Origin of the sequence: Cellulomonas sp. S1-8 (assembly GCF_026184235.1) — a bacterium.
Lineage (GTDB): Bacteria > Actinomycetota > Actinomycetes > Actinomycetales > Cellulomonadaceae > Cellulomonas.
On sequence record NZ_CP110806.1, the window covers coordinates 3,393,770 to 3,413,196 of the forward strand.

Here is a 19,427-nt window from a genome sequence, read left to right on the forward strand (position 1 = left end):
ACCGCCCGGCCCCGCGTCACGACACCGGGCGCGGGTCGTCCATGACGGGACGTGCGTGAGGTGGGCCCGGTCTCGCGGCGGGGGCAGGGCGAAGCGTTTCGCGGGGACGGTCCGTCCGGGCTTGGTTGGGTAACTTGCGAAAGTCGTCGGCGCACGGGGCAGCGGCGATCCCCACCAGGAGGTTCGACGATGAACCACGCCATGCGCGGACGTGCGCGCACCCTCGCCGCCGCTGCCGCCGCGCTCGCCGTCGGCGTCGCCGGCACCCTCCCGGCGACCGCCGCGCCGACGACCACCCCGTCCCCCGAGCCCGCGCCCGCCGTGCACATCGCCGACCCCGGCGCGACGGCCGCGACGCGCTCGCTGTTCGCCTACCTCGACGACGTGCGGGGCGAGCAGATCCTCGTCGGCCACCAGCACACGACGTCGTTCGGCCTGACGCTGACCGACCCGGACGGGACGACGTCGGACCTGGCGACCACGTACGGAGACTTCCCCGCCGTGTTCGGCTGGGACACCCTGATCCTGGCCGGTGACGAGCGCCCGGGCCGCCAGGACGCGACGACCGAGGAGAACATCGCGGCCTTCGCCGACCACATCGAGAAGGCGCACGCCATCGGCGCCGTGCAGACCATCAGCGCGCACATGGAGAACTTCGCCACCGGCGGGTCGTTCTACGACACGTCCGGCGACGCGCTGCGCGCCGTGCTGCCCGGCGGGGCGAAGAACGCCGAGCTCACCGCCTACCTGGACGACATCGCGACCCTCGCGGGCGAGGTCCGCGACGAGGACGGCGAGCTCATCCCGATCGTGTTCCGGCCCTGGCACGAGAACGCGGGCTCGTGGTTCTGGTGGGGTGCCGCGTTCGGCTCGCCGGGCGAGTACAAGGAGCTCTTCCGGTACACCGTGGAGTACCTGCGCGACGTCAAGGGCGTGTCGAACTTCCTGTACTCCTTCTCCCCCGGCGGCGGGTTCGGCGGTGACGCGGACGTCTACCTGCGGACCTACCCCGGCGACGCGTTCGTCGACGTGCTCGGGTACGACGCCTACGACGCGACGGGGTCGCAGACGTTCCTCGACGGGCTGGTCGCGGACCTCGGCATGATCGCCGACCTCGCCGACGCGAAGGGCAAGGTCTCCGCGTACACCGAGTTCGGCGTGACCGGCGGCGTCGGGACGTCCGGTGCGAGCCCCGAGGCGTGGTTCACGAAGGTCCTCGCGGCGATCGAGGCCGACCCGCGCGCGTCGCGCAGCGCCTACCTGCAGACGTGGGCGAACTTCGACGCGGGCCAGCACTTCGTGCCCGTCGGCGACGACGCCCTCGTCGCAGACTTCCAGGCGTTCGTCGACGACCCGTTCACGGCCATGTCGGGCGACCTCGACCGCGACGACGTCTTCGGCCGGGACGTCGCGACGACGCCGCACCCGCCGCTGGTGCACGTGGTGTCCCCCGCTGACGGGTCGCGCGTGGCCGCCTCGCCGACGATCCTGCGGGTGCGCGTCGCTGACCTGGACGCGGACGCGGTGCGCGTGACCGTCGCAGCCCCGGGTGCGGCCGAGGCCGACGCGGTCGTCGACCTCACGCCCGACGGCGCCCTGTGGTGGACGGCCCTGCTGGACCTGCCGCCCGCGCTGCTCGACAACTCGACCCGCACGTTCACCGCCGACGTCCTCGTCGACGGCGAGGTCGTGCTCACCGACACCGCGCACGTCGTCCTCGGCCCCCGCCCCACGTTCGGCCCCGGGGTCGTCGACGACTTCGAGGGCTACGGCGACGACACCGCGCTGCGCGCCGAGTACGTGACCTACGGCGCCAACGACATCGCGCTGGAGACGGGCAGCGTCGGCGGGGGCGAGCAGGCCCTGCGTCTCGATTACGACTTCGCGACCCAGACCTACACGGGCATCGGCAAGCAGCTCGACGGCGACTGGTCGGACCTCAACGAGCTCAGCCTCTGGTACGACCCGGACGGGTCCGGCAACCGGCTCGTCGTGCAGCTCGTCGCGGGCGGCGTCAGCTACGAGGCGTACCCGTCGCTCGCCGGTGACGAGCCGCAGCGCGTCGCGCTCCCGTTCGTCGACTGGCGCCCCGCGCCCTGGGACACCGCGAACGCGGACCGCCGGATCACCGACGACGACCTGCGCGCGATCACCCAGCTCAACGTCTACGTCAACGCGGTCGACGGCAGCGCCACGTCGGGCTCGTTGGTGGTCGACGACATCGCCGCGCTGCCGGGCGTCGAGCCGCCGCCGCTGTTCTCCGACGTGCCCACGGGCCACCCGTACGCCACCGAGATCCTGTGGATGCACGCCCGGGGACTCGACGACGGGTACGCCGACGGCACGTACCGGCCGCAGCGCGTCGTGCCGCGGCACGAGGCCGCGACGGTCCTCCACGCGTACGCCGGGCAGGGCGCCACGCCGTCGGTCCGCCGCCCCACGTACTGGGACGTGCCGCGCTCGCACCCCGCGTACGCCGCCGTGGAGTGGCTCGCCGCCGAGCAGATCACGGACAGCCGCGCGCTGCCCCTGTTCCTGCCGTCGGCGCCGCTGGACCGCACCACCGCCGCCCTGTGGCTGTACCGCCTCGCGGGCGAGCCGGAGGTCGACGCGAGCACGCTGGAGTTCCGCGACGTCCCGACGAGGTTCCCCGCCCGGGCCGCGATCGCGTGGGCCACGCAGACCGGTGTGATCGAGCCCCGGTCGGCCACGACGTACGGGGTGCTGCGGCCCGTCCTGCGCCAGGACCTCGCCCGGTACCTCTACCGGGTCGAGCACCTGCCCACGCCGCTCGACCCGGTCGTGCTGTTCGACTTCGCCGACGGCGCGCAGGGCTGGACCGCCGCGGCGGGCACGGCGACCGGGGCCGACGGCGCGCTCGCGGTCGAGGCGCCCGGCGCGGACGGGTCGTGGGTCGGCGTCACCGGCGCGTGGGACCTGACGGGCCGGACGCAGCTCGTCGTCGACGCACCCGCCACCACGGGCTTCGACACCAAGCTCGCGCTGCAGGTCGGCCCGTCGTGGACGTGGTGCGAGACCGCGCAGGCCGGCTGGGTGAACGGCCCGTCGGCCGGCGACGTCGTGCTCGACCTGACCACGCTGACCCCCGAGTGCGCGGCCGGGCTGGCCGACGTCAAGGGCATCAACCTCTACCTCAACACCGGCAGCCACGTGCTCGACGACGTCGAGGTGCGCTGAGACGCGGGGGTGGGGGTTGCGGCGCGGGCGTCCTGGTCACGGCGCACCGGGCGTCCCGCACTGACGTACGTTGGCCGACGACGAGTCCGACGCGCACCGCGCGCCCCACGAGAGGACGACCCGTGCGACGCACGTCCGCCCTGGCCCTGGCGACCACGACCGCACTGCTCCTGACGGCCTGCACGGCCGGCTCGCAGGACGGGGACGAGCCGGCCGCGACCACCGACGGGACGACTCCCGCCACCGAGGCCCCCGCCACGGAGGCTCCCGCCGGCGAGGCCCCGGCTGCCGACGCGTCCGACGACGAGCCGCTCGCGCCCGCCACCGCGGAGTGCCTGCTCGGCACCTGGGAGCTCGACCTGGCGGCCATGCAGGACGACCTGCGCCGGATGGCCTCGGCAGGCGGCGGCGCCGTGACGGTGGAGGTCACGGGGACCTCGACCTACGAGTTCGCCGAGGGCGGCCGGTTCACGTCGACCGTGGACTCCTCGTCGACCGTCGCGATGTCCGCCGACGACTCCGACCTGACCTCGTCCTCGGTCTCGACCGGGGTCCTGACGGGGGCCTGGGCACTCGACGCCGACTCGCTGGTGATCTCGGACGTCGACACCAGCGAGCTGGAGGTCGCGACGACCGCGACCCTGGACGGCGAGGACCTGGAGGTCCCCGACGGCACCCCCGAGGACGCGATCGAGGTGCTGCCGCCGACGGCATCGACCGCGTCCTGCGGCGCCGACCGGCTCACGCTGCAGATGTCGGTCCTGCAGGACGAGGACGCCGACCCCGTGAGCATCACGTACGTGCTGCGCCGCTGACGGACGCCCGCACCCGGGGCGGGCGGGGCCGGATCGACCCTGTCGTGAGAGGTCGATCCGGCCCCGGCCCGGCGGACGAACGGGTCAGCCGACGAGCTGGGTCTCGTGCTCGAGGCGACCCTCGCGGTCGACCTTCGCGGCGCGCAGCCGCGAGACGACGACCGCACCGAACGCGATGGCCGTGGCGATGACCGCGATCGTCAGGCGCAGCGTGTGGTTGGCACCGTCGCCGACCGACACCACGACGATGGCCGGGGCGATGAGCAGCGCCACGAGGTTCATCACCTTGATGAGCGGGTTGATCGCCGGGCCCGCGGTGTCCTTGAACGGGTCGCCGACGGTGTCGCCGATGACGGCGGCGGCGTGCGCGGGCGAGCCCTTGCCGCCGTAGTGGCCGTCCTCGATGATCTTCTTCGCGTTGTCCCAGGTGCCGCCGGCGTTCGACAGGAACACCGCCATGAGGACGCCCGAGCCGATGGCCCCGGCGAGGAACCCCGCGAGCGGCCCCACACCGAGGCCGAAGCCGACGGCGATCGGCGCGAACGCCGCGAGGAGCCCCGGGGTGGCGAGCTCGCGCAGCGAGTCGCGCGTGCACATGTCGACCACCCGGGCGTACTCGGGGCGCACCTCGCCGGTCATGATCCCGGGGTTCTCACGGAACTGGCGGCGCACCTCGAAGACGATGGCACCGGCGGCGCGTGTCACCGCGTCGATGGCCAGGCCCGAGAACAGGAACACGGTCGCCCCGCCGAGGATCACGCCGACGAGGGTGATCGGGCTGATGATGTCGTAGGTCATCATCGCCGCGACGAGGTCGTCGCCGATGTCGCCCGTGACGCCCTCGAGCGCGGTCCGTACCGAGTCGGCGTACGCCCCGAACAGCGCGGTCGCGGCCAGGACGGCCGTGGCGATCGCGATGCCCTTGGTGACGGCCTTGGTGGTGTTGCCCACGGCGTCCAGGTCGGTGAGGATCTGCGCGCCCTCGGGGGTCACGTCGCCCGACATCTCCGCGATGCCCTGCGCGTTGTCGCTGACCGGGCCGAACGTGTCCATCGCGACGATGACACCGACGGTCGTCAGCAGGCCGCAGCCCGCGAGCGCGATGAGGAACAGCGCGAGCGGCACGGACCCGCCGGCCAGCAGGAACACCCCGCAGATCGCGGCCGCGATGATGCCGGCGGTGTACACGGCGGACTCGAACCCGACACCGATGCCGGACAGGACGACCGTGGCGGGTCCGGTGAGCGTGGTCCGGGCGACGTGCAGCGTCGGCTTGCTCGTCGTGCCCGTGAAGTAGCCGGTGACCCACAGGATGATGCCCGCGAGGACGACGCCGATGAGCACGGCCGCCGACGCGACGAGCCGCGGGTCGCCCGCGTGGTCCTCGAGGCCGACGGTGCCGCCCGTGAGCGTCGCGAACGACGCGGGCAGGTAGGCGTACGCGGCGAGCGCGGCGAGGAGCACGCCGATGAGCGCGGAGACGTAGAAGCCGCGGTTGATGGCCGTCAGGCCGCTCTCGTCGCCGCGCACCTTGGTGATCGCGACGCCGAGGGCCGCGACCAGCGCACCCACCGCGGTGACGATCAGCGGGAACACCATGCCCTCCTCGCCGAACGCCGCCCGGCCGAGGATGAGCGCGGCGACCAGCATCACCGCGTAGGACTCGAACAGGTCCGCGGCCATCCCGGCGCAGTCGCCCACGTTGTCGCCGACGTTGTCCGCGATGGTGGCGGCGTTGCGCGGGTCGTCCTCGGGGATGCCCTGCTCGACCTTGCCGACCAGGTCCGCACCCACGTCGGCGGCCTTGGTGAAGATGCCGCCGCCGACCCGCATGAACATCGCGAGCAGCGCGGCACCGAAGCCGAAGCCCTCGAGCACCGCCGGCGCCTCGCCGCGGTAGACGAGCACGACGAGCGCGGCGCCCAGCAGGCCGAGGCCGACGACGGCCATGCCGACGACGCCCCCGGTGCGGAACGCGATCCGCGCGCCCTCCGCGCGGCCGTCGGGTCCTGAGGCGGCCGCGGCCACGCGCACGTTGGCGCGCGTGGCGAGCCACATGCCCAGGTAGCCGATGGCCGCCGAGAACCCGGCACCGACGAGGAAGAAGACCGACCGACCGATCTTCACGCCGCTGTCGCCCGGCAGCAGGAACAGCAGCGCGCAGACGACGACGGCGAACAGGGCGAGCGTGCGGAACTGGCGGCTGAGGAACGCCGAGGCGCCCTCCTGCACCGCCAGGGCGATCTCCTGCATCGACGCCGTGCCCTCGCCGGCGGCCAGCACCTGACGACGGAGCACTGCGGCGACCACGAGGGCCGCCAGGCCGATCACGGCGATCGCCGCGACGATCGTGATGCTCGTGGCACCGAGCTGCATACGTCCTCCTCGACACGCCGGTGCGACCCCCTGAGCGCACCCCGCCGTCCAGCCCCGTTGCCGACGGACGCGGTGAGTCTAGCGGCGGGTGTGACGCAGGTCGCACGCCGCCACAACTCGGACACCGAGCGACGCACCTCACGGTGCGGACGCGGTGCGGACGCGCTACGAACCGAGCGCGTCGGCCACCGTCTCGCGGATGTCGAAGACCTGCGTCAGACCCGTGATGCGGAAGACCTTGAGCAGGCGCTCGGAGTCCACGACGAGGACCAGGTCGCCGCCGAGGGTGCGCACGCGCTTGAGGGTGCCGACCAGCAGGCCCAGCCCGGTGGAGTCCAGGAACGTCACGCCGGTGAGGTCGACGACGAGATCCGTGCGGCCCTGGGCGACGAGCAGCGTGGTGCGTTCACGCAGCCGGTCCGCGGACGCGACGTCGATCTCACCCGAGACGTGCAGGACCGTGCGCACACCGACGTCCTCGGTGGTGACCTGCACGTCCATCGCCGTTCTCCCTCGTTCGCCCCGTCGGCATCACGGTCATCTGTCTGCATTGAAGCACCCCGTCCGCACCGGGAGGTGTACCGAGGGGGCGAGGTTCTGCGCGCCGTGCCCGTCCGGCGGCGCGGACGTGCGCGCCACGCGTGCTCGGGAACCTCACCCCCTGCCCGGTCACGATCGGGTGACGGACCCAACCTTTCGGGCCCGTCGTTCGTCACCATGGGTGGAGGGGCACGCGCCGCGCCCCGCCCCGGACCGACGACAGGAGCACCGTGACCCCTTGGCAGGACGCGCTGGACGAGCTCGTCCGCACCCGCGGCCGCGCGCTCGTGGGCTACGCGTACCTGCTGACGGGTGACACGCGCGAGGCCGAGGACCTCGTCCAGGACGCGCTGGTCCGGACGTTCACGCGCGGTCGCGGCACGCGGGAGGTCGCGTCCGCGGAGGCGTACGTGCGGCGCGCGATCCTCACGACGTACGTCGACGGCTTCCGTCGTCGGCGCCACTGGGCGACGATCCGGCACCTCGCCGCCGTGCCCGAGCCGTCGCCGCCCGACGGGCCCCACGCGGGCCCCGAGCCCGTCGTGACCACGCGGCTGGCCGTGCAGCAGGCGCTCGCGCTCCTGCCGCCCCGCGAGCGCGCGTGCATCGTCCTGCGCCACTTCGAGGACATGACGGTGGCGCAGGTCGCCGACGCGCTGTCCCTGTCCGTCGGCACCGTCAAGCGGTACCTGTCCGACGCCACCCGCACGCTCGAGACCCGCCTGGGCTCGCTCGACGACGACGCCGACGAGCCCGCGGCCCACACCGAGGACGTCCTCGTCACCCTCCGGAGTTCACGATGAGCACACGCCTGCACCTCGCGCTGCGCGACGTGGCCGACGCCGCGGGGGACACGACCGCGTTCGGCGACCCCGACGACGGCGCGACGACCCTGACGGTGCAGCGGCTCGCTGCCCGCGTCCGACGGCGGCGGGCCGTGCGCGGCGCCGGGACGGCCGGGGTGGCCGCGAGCGCGGTCGGCGCGGTGGCCCTCGCCGGGCCGTACCTGACGACGCAGGAGATCAGCCCCGCGGCGGACCCCGACGCCGCTCCCGGCACCTGCCGGTCGTCGGTGGCGACGCTGCCGACGGGCCCGTCGGACGTGCTGAGCGTCGAGCTCGGGTACGTGGCGGCCAACGGCACCTCGGGCGTCGACGCGGCGCGTGCCGGCATCGGTCTGGGCACGTGGCAGGGCGGCGTCGCCGACCTGCAGGTCGCGGTCTCCCAGCTGCCGGTCGGCATGACCGACCCCTCGCGGCTGCGGCTCCTGGTCTCCCAGGACGACGTCGTCCTGGGGAGCGCCCAGTACCGGCTCGACACGACGATCACGTCCGTCCCGAACGTCCTGCGGCACGAGGTCGGTCTGGCGGAGCCGTGGGCCGGCACGGACCCCCGGGCCGTGTACGGGCTCGAGCCCGAGGGCGACGTGTGGTGGGACACGCTCCCGGACGAGCAGGGCACGATCGACGTGGCGCAGCGCGTGCCGCTGGACCTCGTGGCGTGCGACGGCTCGGGCGGGCTCCCGCTCGGCGAGTACGACGTGTGGGTGACCACGGTCGACTCGCTGGGTGCCGCCCGCGGCTCGGCCGGACCGTGGGCCCTGACCGTCGCGTCCGACGTGCCGACGGCCACCGACCTGCCCGACGGCTTCCCCCGCACCGTGCCGCTCGTCGACGGTCGGGTGGTCGCGGCGCACCGCCATGGTGACGGCTGGGCCGCCGAGGTCGTGACGCTCGGGGACGACCGTGCGCGGCTCGCGGCCGATCTCCTGTCCCGGGTGGCGCTGTACGTCGACAGCACGGGGGCGGGCCTGCCCGGGCCGCCGTCGGCGACCGGCCCCGTGGGCTCCGCGCCGTGGGTGTCCGGCGTGGCGGTGCCGGGCTGGCTCGTCCGGGTCGTGGCGTCGCAGACGCCCGACGCCGAGCCGTCGGTCGTGTACGTCCTGACGCCGACGTCCTGACCGACCCTCGACCGGGCCACCCACGACCGGTCCACCCGCGCACGACCTGCCCGACCACCCGCCCGGCGACCGCGCACCCGACGCGGCGTCGGGTACAACGTTTCCCGGGCGTCGCGCGTCCTGGCTCGTGACGGGTCCCGCCCGTCACCGCCGGGACGAGCCCGGCGGTCCGGGGAGGTGAGGCGTGCGCGAGGCCGCGGACGACGACGTGCTGGGCGTGCTCGCGCGCGAGCGGGGTCGCGCGCTGTTCGGGTACGCGTACCTGCTGTGCGGCGACCCGCGGACGTCCGAGGACCTGGTGCAGGACGCGCTGGTCCGCACGTTCGCCCGGCTGCGGGCCGGCACCGACGTCGGCCACGCCGAGGCGTACGTCCGTGCGGCGATCCTGCGCGGGCACCTCGACGCGCTGCGTCGGCGGCAGCGGTGGGCCACGGTGCGGCACCTGCTGCACGTCCCCGGGGACGAGGCCGCCCGCGACCCGGCGGCGGCCGTCACGACGGGTGCGGCGGTGCAGGACGCCCTGGCGACGCTCGCGCCGCAGGAGCGGGTCGCGGTGGTGCTGCGGCACGTCGAGGACCTCACCGTGCCGGACGTCGCGGACCGCATGGGCCTGGCCGTCGGCACCGTCAAGCGGTACCTGTCGACAGCGTCCGCCAAGCTCGCGACCCGGCTGGGGCCGCTGCCCGACGACGGCGAGCACGTCGTCGTCCACGCCCGGGAGGCACGATGAGCACGGACCGCCACCCTCTGGACGACGCGCTGGACGACGCCGAGCGGGCGGGTGCGACCTACGAGGTGCCGCTCGGCCTCGTCCGCACCCGGGTCCGCCGTTCGCGGCGCACCCGAGCGGCCGCGCGCGGTGCGGTGGCCCTGACGGGCGTCGCCGCCGTGGCGCTGGCCGTGCCCTGGGCGCTCGGGGGGTCGGGACGTGGGCCCGCCGTGGCGCAGGGCGACTGGCCCGCGCAGTTCACGCGGTGCGGTGCGTCCGTGACCGGCACCGAGGGCGCCGACGACGCGGGACCGCTGTCCGTGACGATCGAGAACGCGCGCGCCACGATCGGCGCCGACCGCGTCGCTCTCGTCACCACGTCGGTGAGCGCCGACCCCGGGGCCGTCGCCGAGGTGCACCAGGCGGGGACCGAGGTCTCGCTCCTGCGGGACGGCGTCGTGGTCGGCGTGGAGGACGACGCCGCCCCGGTCGTGGTGCACGAGCCGGAGCTGCGTCAGGATCCCCCCGCACCGGGCACGTCCGTCTGGTCCTTCGGCACGGGCATCGTCTCCTGCGCGCAGTACCCCGACGGCGGCGGGGACCCGCGGGTCCCCGCCGGGGAGTACGACCTCGTGGTCGCGCAGACGGTCGACTGGCGGGCGCCCGACGGGCGCAACGCCTCGACCGTGGTGTCGCGGACGTGGCCGGTGACGGTCACCGAGGACGAGGGCGTGGACGCGCCGCTCCCCGACGAGTGCGGCGGGGACGCGGCCGAGCTCGCCGCGATCGCCGGACCGGAGGCGAACCCGTTCGCCGTCACCCTCGACGCCGACGTGCCGCCCGTCGCCGCGGCAGGTGCGGACCTGCGGTTCACCGTGACCGCGACCAACGAGGGCACCGCCGCCGTCGCCGGGTGGACGGGCCACCCCGACGTGCTGCTCACGCGCGACGGGCGGGTCGTCGGGGTCCCGGGTGCCTCGGACGACCTCGGGCTCGACGCGACCATGTCGCCCGGCACGTCGATCGGCTTCGACGCGTGGACCGCGCTGCACGACTGCACGACGCTCGGCGTCGGCGAGCACGTGAGCACCTCCGACGGGGACCCGCTGCCCCCCGGTGAGTACGAGGTGTGGGTGGCGATGGAGCTGTTCCTCACCACACCGGCAGGGACGGACGGACCCGAGGGCGACCGCACCGACGTGCGGCTCGTCCACGGGCCGTGGCCCCTCACGCTGGAGTGACCCTCACCCCCGGTGCAGGCGCTCGCGCGGGACCCCCGCGAGCGCCTGCGCGTACTCGTCGGTCGCGCCGTCGGGCCGCACCTGCTGCAGCACGTGGTCCCGCACCCCCATGTCGGCCAGTGCCGCGGTGAGCTCCGCGACGTCGGCGTCGGTCAGCACCGTCGGGTCGACGGTCGTCCGGACCTGCACGTCGACCCCGCTGTCCAGGACGATCCGCAGCGCCGCGAACGCCTTGCCCGCGGCGGTCGCCCCGTCCCCCGTGCGGGTGATCGCGCGGTACAGGTGGGCGGGGGCCTTGATGTCCAGCCCCACCCAGTCGACGTGACGCAGCAGGCCCGGCAGGCGCGCCGGGTACGCGCCCGCGGTGTGCAGGCCCACGAGGAAGCCGGCCTCCTTGGCCTCGCGCGCCGCGGCCACGACCCCGGCCTGGCGCGTCGGCTCCCCGCCGGACAGCACGAGCCCGTCGAGCAGGCCGCGCCGCCGGCGCAGCAGGCCCATGACGTCCGACCAGGCCACGACGCCCGGGACGGTCGGGTCGAGGATCGCGCTGTTGTGGCAGTACGTGCACCGCCACGGGCACCCCTGCAGGAACGCGGTGGCGACCAGCCGGCCGGGCCAGTCGACGGTGGACAGCGGCGTCAGGCCCGCGATCTGCAGGGACGTCGCCCGGCCCTCCCACGCCCCCGTCGACGCGGCCGTCACGACGGCACGCCCGCAGGCTCGAGGAACGGCACCCGCTCCTCGTGCTCACCCTGCTTGCCGATGTTGAACGAGCTGACCGGCCGGTGGTACCCCATGACGCGCGTCCACACCTCGCAGGTCGTGACGACGCCGTCCTCCTCGCACGTCGGGCACACCGGGTGCTCCCCGGACAGGTACCCGTGCGCCGGGCAGATCGAGAACGTCGGCGTGACCGTCAGGTACGGCAGGCGGAACCGGGTCAGCGCGCGCCGCACCAGCTCGCGGCACGCCTCCGGGGTCGAGATGCGCTCCGACATGTACAGGTGCAGGACCGTGCCGCCCGTGTACCGGGTCTGCAGCTCGTCCTGGCGCTCGAGCGCCTCGAACGGGTCGTCGGTGAAGCCCACCGGCAGCTGCGAGGAGTTGGTGTAGTACGGGTGCTCGAACGTGCCCGCCTGCAGGATCGCCGGGTACCGCTTGCGGTCCTCCTTGGCGAACCGGTACGTCGTGCCCTCCGCGGGCGTCGCCTCGAGGTTGTAGAGGTTGCCCGTCGACTCCTGGGCCTCGACCATCCGGGCCCGGACGTGGTCGAGGACGCGCAGCGCCATCGCGTGACCGCGCTCGTCCGTGATGTCCTCGCGGCCCCCGCTGAAGTTGCGGACCATCTCGTTCAGCCCGTTGACGCCGATCGTCGAGAAGTGGCTGCCCAGCGAGCCGAGGTACCGGCGCGAGTACGGGAACAGGCCGTCGTCCATGAGGCGCTGCACGGTCGTGCGCTTGAGCTCCAGGGACGTGCGCGCCAGGTCGATCAGGCGGTCGAGGTCGGCCAGGAGGCCGTCCTCGTCGCCGGGGTGCAGGAAGCCCAGGCGGGCGCAGTTGATGGTGACGACCCCGATGGAGCCGGTCTGCTCGCCCGAGCCGAACAGGCCGTTGCCGCGCTTGAGCAGCTCACGCAGGTCCAGCTGCAGGCGGCAGCACATCGACCGCACGTCGCCCGGCTCCATGTCGGAGTTGATGAAGTTCTGGAAGTACGGCAGGCCGTACTTGGCGGTCATCGCCCACAGCCGCTGCGCGTTCTCCGACTCCCACGGGAAGTCCTTGGTGATGTTGTACGTCGGGATGGGGAACGTGAACACGCGGCCCGACGCGTCGCCCTCGGTCATGATCTCCATGTACGCCCGGTTGATCATGTCCATCTCGACCTGCAGGTCGCCGTACGTGAAGTCGCACGGCTCGTCGGCGACGAACGGCGTCTGGTCCGCGAGGTCCGCCGGGCACGTCCAGTCGAACGTCAGGTTGGTGAACGGCGTCTGCGTGCCCCACCGCGACGGGACGTTGAGGTTGTAGATCAGCTCCTGGATGCCCTGCCGGACCTCGGTGTACGACAGGTCGTCCAACCGCACGTACGGCGCCATGAACGTGTCGAAGCTGCTGAACGCCTGCGCGCCCGCCCACTCGTTCTGCATCGTGCCGAGGAAGTTCACGATCTGCCCGATCGCGGCGCTGAAGTGGCGCGGCGGGCGCGCCTCGACCTTGCCGGGGACACCGTTGAGGCCCTCCTGCAGCAGCGTGCGCAGCGACCAGCCGGCGCAGTAGCCGGACAGCATGTCGAGGTCGTGGATGTGCAGCGACCCGTCGCGGTGCGCCTCCCCCACCGCCGGCGGGTACACCTTGCTCAGCCAGTAGTTGGCGATGACCTTGCCCGACGTGTTGAGGATCAGCCCGCCGAGCGAGTACCCCTGGTTGGCGTTGGCGTTCACGCGCCAGTCGCTGCGGTCGAGGTACTCGTCGATCGACGAGACGACGTCGACCATCGGTCGGTGCGGGGCGGTGGGCTGGGACATGCGGGGTTCTCCTCCACGACGGGATGACGGCTCGAGCAGAACACCCAGTCGACCCTCCCCACCACTAGATGTGGTGGCATGACACGCGTGTCGCACCACATGTTGCTCGGCGCGTCGTGAACCGGGGTACCGGGTGCGGGACCTACGTCCCGCACGGCGGGTGATCTGCGGCCGGTTCCGGCCGGGGTCAGGCGGGGTCAGGGCGGGGTCAGGCGGGCGCGGTCGCCCGGGCGCAGCTGCGCGGCGCGGGCGACCCCGACGGGCGTCAGCACCGCGACGACCGGGTAGCCGCCCGTCACCGGGTGGTCGGGCCCGAAGAGCACCGGCAGCCCGTCGTGCGGCACCTGCACCGCACCGAGGACCACGCCCTCCGACGCGAGCTCGCCGGCCCCCGCCCGCGACAGCGGCGAGCCGTCGAGGCGCACCGCGACGCGGTTGCTGTCGGCCGTCACCGTCCACACCTGCCGCCACAGGCGGGCCCGGCCCGCGTCGTCGAGGTGGTCGAGGCGCGGCCCGGGGACGGCCGGCAGCAGGACCACGGGGCCGGCATCGGCCGTCGCGGTCGGGTCGGGGGTGAGGTCGACCGGGAGCGCGGGCAGGCCGTCGAACGCCGTCCCGTACGCGAGCACGTCGCCGGCGCGCACGGGCGGTGGACCGAGCCCCGACAGGACGTCCCGCGAGCGCGACCCCAGGACGCGCGGCACGTCGAGCCCGCCGCGCACCGCGAGCCAGGTCCGCAGGCCGCGCGCCGGGGCGCCGAGCGTGAGCGTCGCGCCCGCGGGTGCCCGCACCGCCGCACCGACGGGCACCGGCGTGCCGTCGAGGTCCGCGTCGACGACCGCGCCGACCAGCGCGAACGCCGTCGTCGCACCGAACGTGGCGACCAGTCCGCCGAGCAGCACCTCGAGCCCGGCGGCGTCGCGGCGGTTGCCGACGAGCCGGTTCGCGCGGGCGAGCGCCGTCGGGTCCGCCGCACCGGACCGCGGCACGCCCACCGCCGCCAGGCCGGCCCGTCCGAGGTCCTCGACGAGCGTGAGCGGGCCCGGCGCGACGACCGTCAGGGCTGACGGCAGCGGTGCGGGCGGTGCAGCCTCGGGTGCACGGTCCACCCGGGTCGGGGACCCGTCCTCGTGCGTCGGCGACGCGCGCTCCTCCGGGCTCTCCTCGCGGACGGCCGCTGCGTCGGCGGCAGGACGCGCGGGCGTCGGCGCGCCCTGCACGGGTGCGGCGGCCGCCCGGACGAACCGCACGGCGTCACCCGGCGCGAGCAGCGCCGCACCGGCGGTCCCGCGCGCGACGTCGAACATCGCCAGGTCGGTGCGGCCGAGCAGCCGCCACCCGCCCGGCGTCGCCGTCGGGTACACGGCCGTGAACTCGCCCGCCACCGCGACCGACCCGGCCGGGACGCGCGTCCGCGGGCTGTCGAGGCGCGGCACCTGCAGCCGCGGGTCCAGCCCGACGACGTACGCGAACCCCGGCATGAACCCGCCGAACGCGACGCGGTAGCCACCCGGCCCGCCGGCGAGGTGCCGCGCGACGACCTCGTCCACGCTCGTGCCCGTCAGCGCCGCGACGTCGTCGAGGTCCTCGCCGTCGTAGACCACGCGCACGTCGATCGTGCGGACGTCGGCGACGGACCCGTCACCGGCCCCCGCCTGCCGGGCGGCGTCGGCCACCGTCGCCGCCCACGCGTCGCGCGTGCGGGCGTCCCCCCGCACCAGCACGGTGCGTGCGGCCGGCACGACGTCGACGACCCCCGGCACGGCCAGGGCACGCAGCCGGGAGTCGAGCGCGCGCACGGCCCCCGATCCCGGGAGCTCGACGAGCACCGCGTCGCCGCCGTAGCGCACGACGCGCACCGAGCCGGGGTCGCCCGGGCTCATGCCCCGGCCGGACCCGCCGCAGCGACCGGGCCGAAGGGGCGCACGACGACCCCGGCCGCTTGCAGCGCGTGCCGGACCGCCACGGCGAGCGCGGCGGCACCGGGGGTGTCGGAGTGGACGCACAGCGAGTCGGGGCGCAGGTGCACCGGCGTGCCGTCGACCGCGACGACCACGCCGTCGACCGCGAGCCGCACGGCACGCTCGGCCGCCACCGCCGGGTCGGTCACCAGCGCACCGGGTTCCGTGCGGGGCACGAGCGAACCGTCGGCGCGGTACCCGCGGTCGACGAACGCCTCGACGACCGTGCGCAGGCCCGCGTCGGCCGCGAGCGCGAGGACGCGCGACCCCGGCATGCCCAGCACCGCGAGCGTCGGGTCGACGGAGAGGACCGCCTCGACGACCGCTCCCGCGTGCGCCTCGTCGTGCGCGGCCGCGTGGTAGAGCGCCCCGTGCGGCTTGACGTGCGTGACGCGCGCCCCGACCGACCGCGCGACCGCGATCAGGCCGCCCACCTGGTGGGCGACCTGCGCGCGCAGGACGTCGGCCGCGACGTCCACCGGACGACGGCCGAAGCCCTCGCGGTCGTCGTACGACGGGTGGGCGCCGATCGCGACACCGCGAGCGAGCGCCCCGGCGCACGTCGCGGCCATCGTCACGGCGTCCCCGCCGTGGTACCCGGCGGCGACGTTGGCGCTGGTCACGAGGTCGAGCAGCGCGTCGTCCGCGGGCGGCTCGAGCCGCCACGGCCCGTCACCCTCACCGAGGTCCGCGTTCAGGTCGATGACCACCACCCCCCGATCCTCCCCCACCGTCCCCACCCACCCAAGGCCGCGAGAGAGCAATCCAGCACACCCCGACTGCCGCGAGAGCGATCCAGCCCTCGCCGCCCCCCGGCCGAGCGGAACCTCACTCACGGGAATCGCACCCCATCGGTGAGCCAGGTTCCGCTCGTCGGGCGAGACGATGGGTGGTGGGAGGATCGACGGGTGGGTCCCGGCGAGCTGCTCGACGTGCTGCTCGCCGGTGGCCGGCGAGCCGACCGGGCGACCCACGTGCGGCACCTGCCGGCGCGCGAGGGCGTCCGCGCGGACTGGCCCGCGTGGGCCGACGAGGACCTCGTGCGCGGGTATCGGGCACTGGGTGTCGAGCGGCCGTGGGCGCACCAGGTCGACGCCGCCGACGCGGCGTGGTCGGGCCGGCACACCGTCCTCGCCACGTCGACGGGGTCCGGCAAGTCGCTCGCGTTCTGGCTGCCGGCGCTGTCGGCCGTGCGACGCGCCGCCGCGGGTGCGCTGCTGGACCCGGGCCGCATCGAGTCCGCCACGCGCCGCCCCACCGTGCTCTACCTCAGCCCGACCAAGGCCCTCGCCGCCGACCAGCTCGCCGCGCTGGAGCGGCTGCTCGTCGCGGCAGGCACCCGCGACGTGCGGGTCGCGACCTGCGACGGGGACACCTCCCGCGACGAGCGGCGCTGGGTGCGGGAGTACGCCGACGTCGTCCTGACCAACCCGGACTTCCTGCACTTCGCGCTCCTGCCGGCGCACGCGTCGTGGGCGCGGCTGCTCGCGTCGCTGGCGTACGTCGTCGTGGACGAGTGCCACGCGTTCCGCGGCGTGTTCGGTGCGCACGTCGCGCTCGTGCTGCGGCGGCTGCGCAGGCTCGCGGCGGCCTACGGCGCGTCGCCCGTCGTCGTGCTCGCGTCGGCGACGACGTCGGACCCGGCCGTCAGCGCCGGGCGGCTGCTGGGCGTCGACCCCCGGGACGTGCACGCGGTGACCACGGACACCTCCCCGGCCGGGCGCAAGACCGTCGTGCTGTGGCAGCCCCCCGAGCTGCCCGGGGGCGACGGCCCGTGGGCCGCGCTGCTGCCGGCCGAGGACCCGTGGGCGACGGTCATCACCGTGCCGGCGGGTGACCCGGGGGCCGGCGGCCCGGCGGAGGAGCCGTCGCCCGACGAGCCGCCCCCGGGCGAGGCCGCGGGGTTCGGCGAGCCGGCCGTCGGCGGGCGCACCGCCTCCCCGCCGGGCACCCCCGCGGACGACGGGCCGGCTGCCGCGACGGCTTCCGACGGCACGGCACGCGAGGGTTCGGGACCGCTCGGGACCGGTGAGCGGCTGGTCGCCGTGCCCCGCGACCGGCCGCGGCGCACCGCGACCGCCGAGGTCGCGGACCTGCTCGCCGATCTGGTCGCCGCCGGTGCGCGGGTGCTGGCGTTCACGCGGTCTCGCCGCGGCGCGGAGTCCGTGGCCGCCGCGACCCGTGACCACCTCGCGGCGGTCGACCCGACGCTGCCGTCGCTCGTGTCGTCGTACCGCGGCGGGTACCTGCCGGAGGAGCGCCGCGCCCTCGAGCGCGCGATCCGCGCCGGGCACCTGCGCGCGCTGGCCACCACCAACGCCCTCGAGCTGGGCGTCGACATCTCCGGGCTGGACGCCGTGCTCATCGCGGGCTGGCCGGGGACGCGCGTGTCGCTGTGGCAGCAGGCCGGCCGTGCGGGACGCGCCGGCGCCGACGGGCTCGTCGTGCTCGTCGCGCGCGAGGACCCCCTGGACACCTACCTCGTGCACCACCCCGAGGCGGCGCTCGACGCCCCCGTCGAGGCGACCGTCTTCGACCCCGGCAACCCGTACGTCCTGGCACCGCACCTGTGCGCGGCCGCCGCCGAGCGGCCCCTGCGGGCCGAGGAGCTCGACCTGTTCGGTCCGCGCGCGCCCGCGCTGCTGGCCGAGCTCACCGAGCGCGGCATCCTGCGTCGACGCACGTCGGGCTGGTACTGGACGCACGCCGAGCCGGCGAGCCGCATGACGGACCTGCGTGGCGCGGGCGGGGACCCCGTGCGCGTCGTCGAGAGCACGACGGGACGGTTGCTGGGCACGGTCGACGCCGCGTCAGCCGACGCGACCGTGCATCCCGGTGCGGTGTACGTGCACCTCGGGGCGACGTTCGTCGTCGACGAGCTGCACCTCGCCGACGGTGTGGCGCTGGCGACGCGCCGCGACGTGGACCACGGCACGTGGGCGACCTGGGTGACCTCGACGACGGTCGTCGACGTCGAGCACGAGGTCGCGTGGGGCCCGGTCACGTGGTGCTACGGGCAGGTGGACGTCACGACGCAGGTCGTCGGCTACCAGCGCCGACGCATCCCCGACCTGCAGGTGCTGTCCACCCACGACCTCGACCTGCCGGCGCGCACGCTGCGCACGACCGCGGTCTGGTGGACCGCCCCGCCCGAGGTGCTGGCCGCGGCGGGCGTGACCCTCGAGGTGGCGCCGGGTGCGCTGCACGCCGCCGAGCACGCGTCCATCGGTCTGCTGCCGCTGCTCGCGACGTGCGACCGGTGGGACCTGGGCGGGCTGTCGACGCTCGTCCACCCCGACACCGGTCATGCCACGGTCTTCGTGCACGACGGCCACCCGGGCGGCGCGGGCTTCGCCGAACGTGGCTTCGAGCTGGGCGCCACATGGCTGACCGCGACCCGCGACGCGATCGCCGCGTGCCCGTGCCCGACCGGTTGCCCCGCGTGCGTGCAGTCCCCCAAGTGCGGCAACGGCAACGACCCCCTCGACAAGGCAGCGGCGTTGCGCCTGCTCACCACGGTCCTCTCCCACGCCACCCCCTGACTCCGCCCAGCTGCCGAGGGGGCGATCCAGCCCCGGGGGACGGTGCTGGATCGCCCTCTCACGGCGGGGTGGAGGGCGGGGCGGGGGCGCCGCGTGGGCCGGCGCGGGCGACGTCCCGCGCTGGCCCCGCGGCGGACGTCACCAGGACGCGGACCGTCACGACGCCGGCAGGCCCCGGCCTGCACGACGTGACGGCCGCCCCGTTCCGGCGAGCCGCCGCCGACGCCTGCCCGCACGGGTCGGCGCCGCCGTCGGCGGTGTGCTGCGCTCCCGCGAGCGCCGCGAGGTCCGCGGCGGCGCCCGCGCGGGCAGCGGCCACGTGGGCGGTGCCGACCAGCCCCGCCGCGAGCACCAGCGACAGCGCGACGGCGACCACCGCGAGCACGAGCACGGCACCCGACCCCGCGTCCGACCGAGCGTCCAGCTGAACGTCCGACTGAGCTTCCAGCTGAGCGTCCAGCTGAGCGTCCGACCGAGCATCCGACCGAGCGCCCGGCCACGCACCGGGCCGCTCGCCCGACGTGGGGCCCGACGCCGCGCCCGAGCCGCCCCGCCGCCAC

The 19,427-nt window shown here is 75.1% G+C and carries 14 protein-coding genes; 7 read left to right on the plus strand and 7 right to left on the minus strand.

The window, feature by feature from the left end; translation table 11 throughout:
* Positions 1–189 precede the first annotated feature (189 nt).
* Together OKX07_RS15365 and OKX07_RS15370 are read left to right on the plus strand one after the other, a co-directional pair.
* On the plus strand, positions 190–3,198 hold the full coding sequence (locus OKX07_RS15365) for a glycosyl hydrolase (RefSeq protein ID WP_265628861.1): 3,009 nt from the start codon (positions 190–192) through the stop codon (positions 3,196–3,198).
* Between the two features lie 122 nt (positions 3,199–3,320).
* Entirely contained in the window at positions 3,321–4,013 is a 693-nt protein-coding gene (locus OKX07_RS15370; RefSeq protein WP_265628862.1) for a hypothetical protein, read from the plus strand.
* 84 nt (positions 4,014–4,097) lie between these two features.
* Here the strand turns inward: OKX07_RS15370 and OKX07_RS15375 are convergent, their stop codons facing one another.
* A complete protein-coding gene (locus tag OKX07_RS15375; RefSeq protein ID WP_265628863.1) occupies positions 4,098–6,389 on the minus strand; it encodes a sodium-translocating pyrophosphatase in 2,292 nt (763 codons plus the stop codon).
* A 165-nt stretch (positions 6,390–6,554) separates the two neighbouring features.
* Entirely contained in the window at positions 6,555–6,890 is a 336-nt protein-coding gene (locus tag OKX07_RS15380) for an STAS domain-containing protein (protein WP_265628864.1), read from the minus strand.
* A gap of 269 nt (positions 6,891–7,159) precedes the next feature.
* On the opposite strand from OKX07_RS15380, the gene OKX07_RS15385 reads away from it, so the two are divergent.
* The 4 genes from OKX07_RS15385 to OKX07_RS15400 all read left to right on the plus strand — a co-directional run bounded on the left by OKX07_RS15385 (position 7,160) and on the right by OKX07_RS15400 (position 10,839).
* Complete coding sequence (locus tag OKX07_RS15385) at positions 7,160–7,732, plus strand: SigE family RNA polymerase sigma factor (protein WP_265628865.1); 573 nt, start codon at positions 7,160–7,162, stop codon at positions 7,730–7,732.
* Positions 7,729–8,889: a hypothetical protein gene (locus OKX07_RS15390; protein WP_265628866.1), complete on the plus strand. Its 1,161-nt coding sequence runs from the start codon at positions 7,729–7,731 to the stop codon at positions 8,887–8,889. The genes OKX07_RS15385 and OKX07_RS15390 overlap by 4 nt, the downstream gene beginning before the upstream one ends.
* A 184-nt stretch (positions 8,890–9,073) precedes the next feature.
* Positions 9,074–9,619 carry a sigma-70 family RNA polymerase sigma factor gene (locus tag OKX07_RS15395; protein WP_265628867.1) on the plus strand — a complete coding sequence of 182 codons (546 nt, stop codon included), beginning with the start codon at positions 9,074–9,076 and terminating at the stop codon, positions 9,617–9,619.
* Entirely contained in the window at positions 9,616–10,839 is a 1,224-nt protein-coding gene (locus OKX07_RS15400; protein WP_265628868.1) for a hypothetical protein, read from the plus strand. Before OKX07_RS15395 ends, OKX07_RS15400 begins: the two co-directional genes overlap by 4 nt.
* Positions 10,840–10,842: 3 nt before the next feature.
* On the opposite strand, the gene OKX07_RS15405 is transcribed toward OKX07_RS15400, so the two are convergent.
* The 4 genes from OKX07_RS15405 to OKX07_RS15420 all read right to left on the minus strand — a co-directional run bounded on the left by OKX07_RS15405 (position 10,843) and on the right by OKX07_RS15420 (position 16,038).
* Positions 10,843–11,541 (minus strand): anaerobic ribonucleoside-triphosphate reductase activating protein, encoded by a 699-nt coding sequence (locus OKX07_RS15405; protein WP_265628869.1) that lies wholly within the window; start codon positions 11,539–11,541, stop codon positions 10,843–10,845.
* The gene (locus OKX07_RS15410; RefSeq protein ID WP_265628870.1) at positions 11,538–13,364 is read right to left on the minus strand and encodes a ribonucleoside triphosphate reductase; all 1,827 of its coding nucleotides are present in this window, start codon (positions 13,362–13,364) and stop codon (positions 11,538–11,540) included. Before OKX07_RS15410 ends, OKX07_RS15405 begins: the two co-directional genes overlap by 4 nt.
* Positions 13,365–13,561: 197 nt before the next feature.
* Entirely contained in the window at positions 13,562–15,247 is a 1,686-nt protein-coding gene (locus OKX07_RS15415; RefSeq protein ID WP_265628871.1) for an urea amidolyase family protein, read from the minus strand.
* On the minus strand, positions 15,244–16,038 hold the full coding sequence (locus OKX07_RS15420; protein ID WP_265628872.1) for a LamB/YcsF family protein: 795 nt from the start codon (positions 16,036–16,038) through the stop codon (positions 15,244–15,246). The genes OKX07_RS15415 and OKX07_RS15420 overlap by 4 nt, the downstream gene beginning before the upstream one ends.
* A gap of 195 nt (positions 16,039–16,233) precedes the next feature.
* Here OKX07_RS15420 and OKX07_RS15425 point away from each other — a divergent pair, with 195 nt between their 5' ends.
* The gene (locus tag OKX07_RS15425) at positions 16,234–18,867 is read left to right on the plus strand and encodes a DEAD/DEAH box helicase (RefSeq protein WP_265628873.1); all 2,634 of its coding nucleotides are present in this window, start codon (positions 16,234–16,236) and stop codon (positions 18,865–18,867) included.
* A 58-nt stretch (positions 18,868–18,925) separates the two neighbouring features.
* On the opposite strand, the gene OKX07_RS15430 is transcribed toward OKX07_RS15425, so the two are convergent.
* Positions 18,926–19,327, minus strand: a complete 402-nt coding sequence (locus tag OKX07_RS15430) for an Rv3654c family TadE-like protein (RefSeq protein WP_416220880.1) — start codon at positions 19,325–19,327, stop codon at positions 18,926–18,928.
* Between the last annotated feature and the right edge of the window lie 100 nt (positions 19,328–19,427).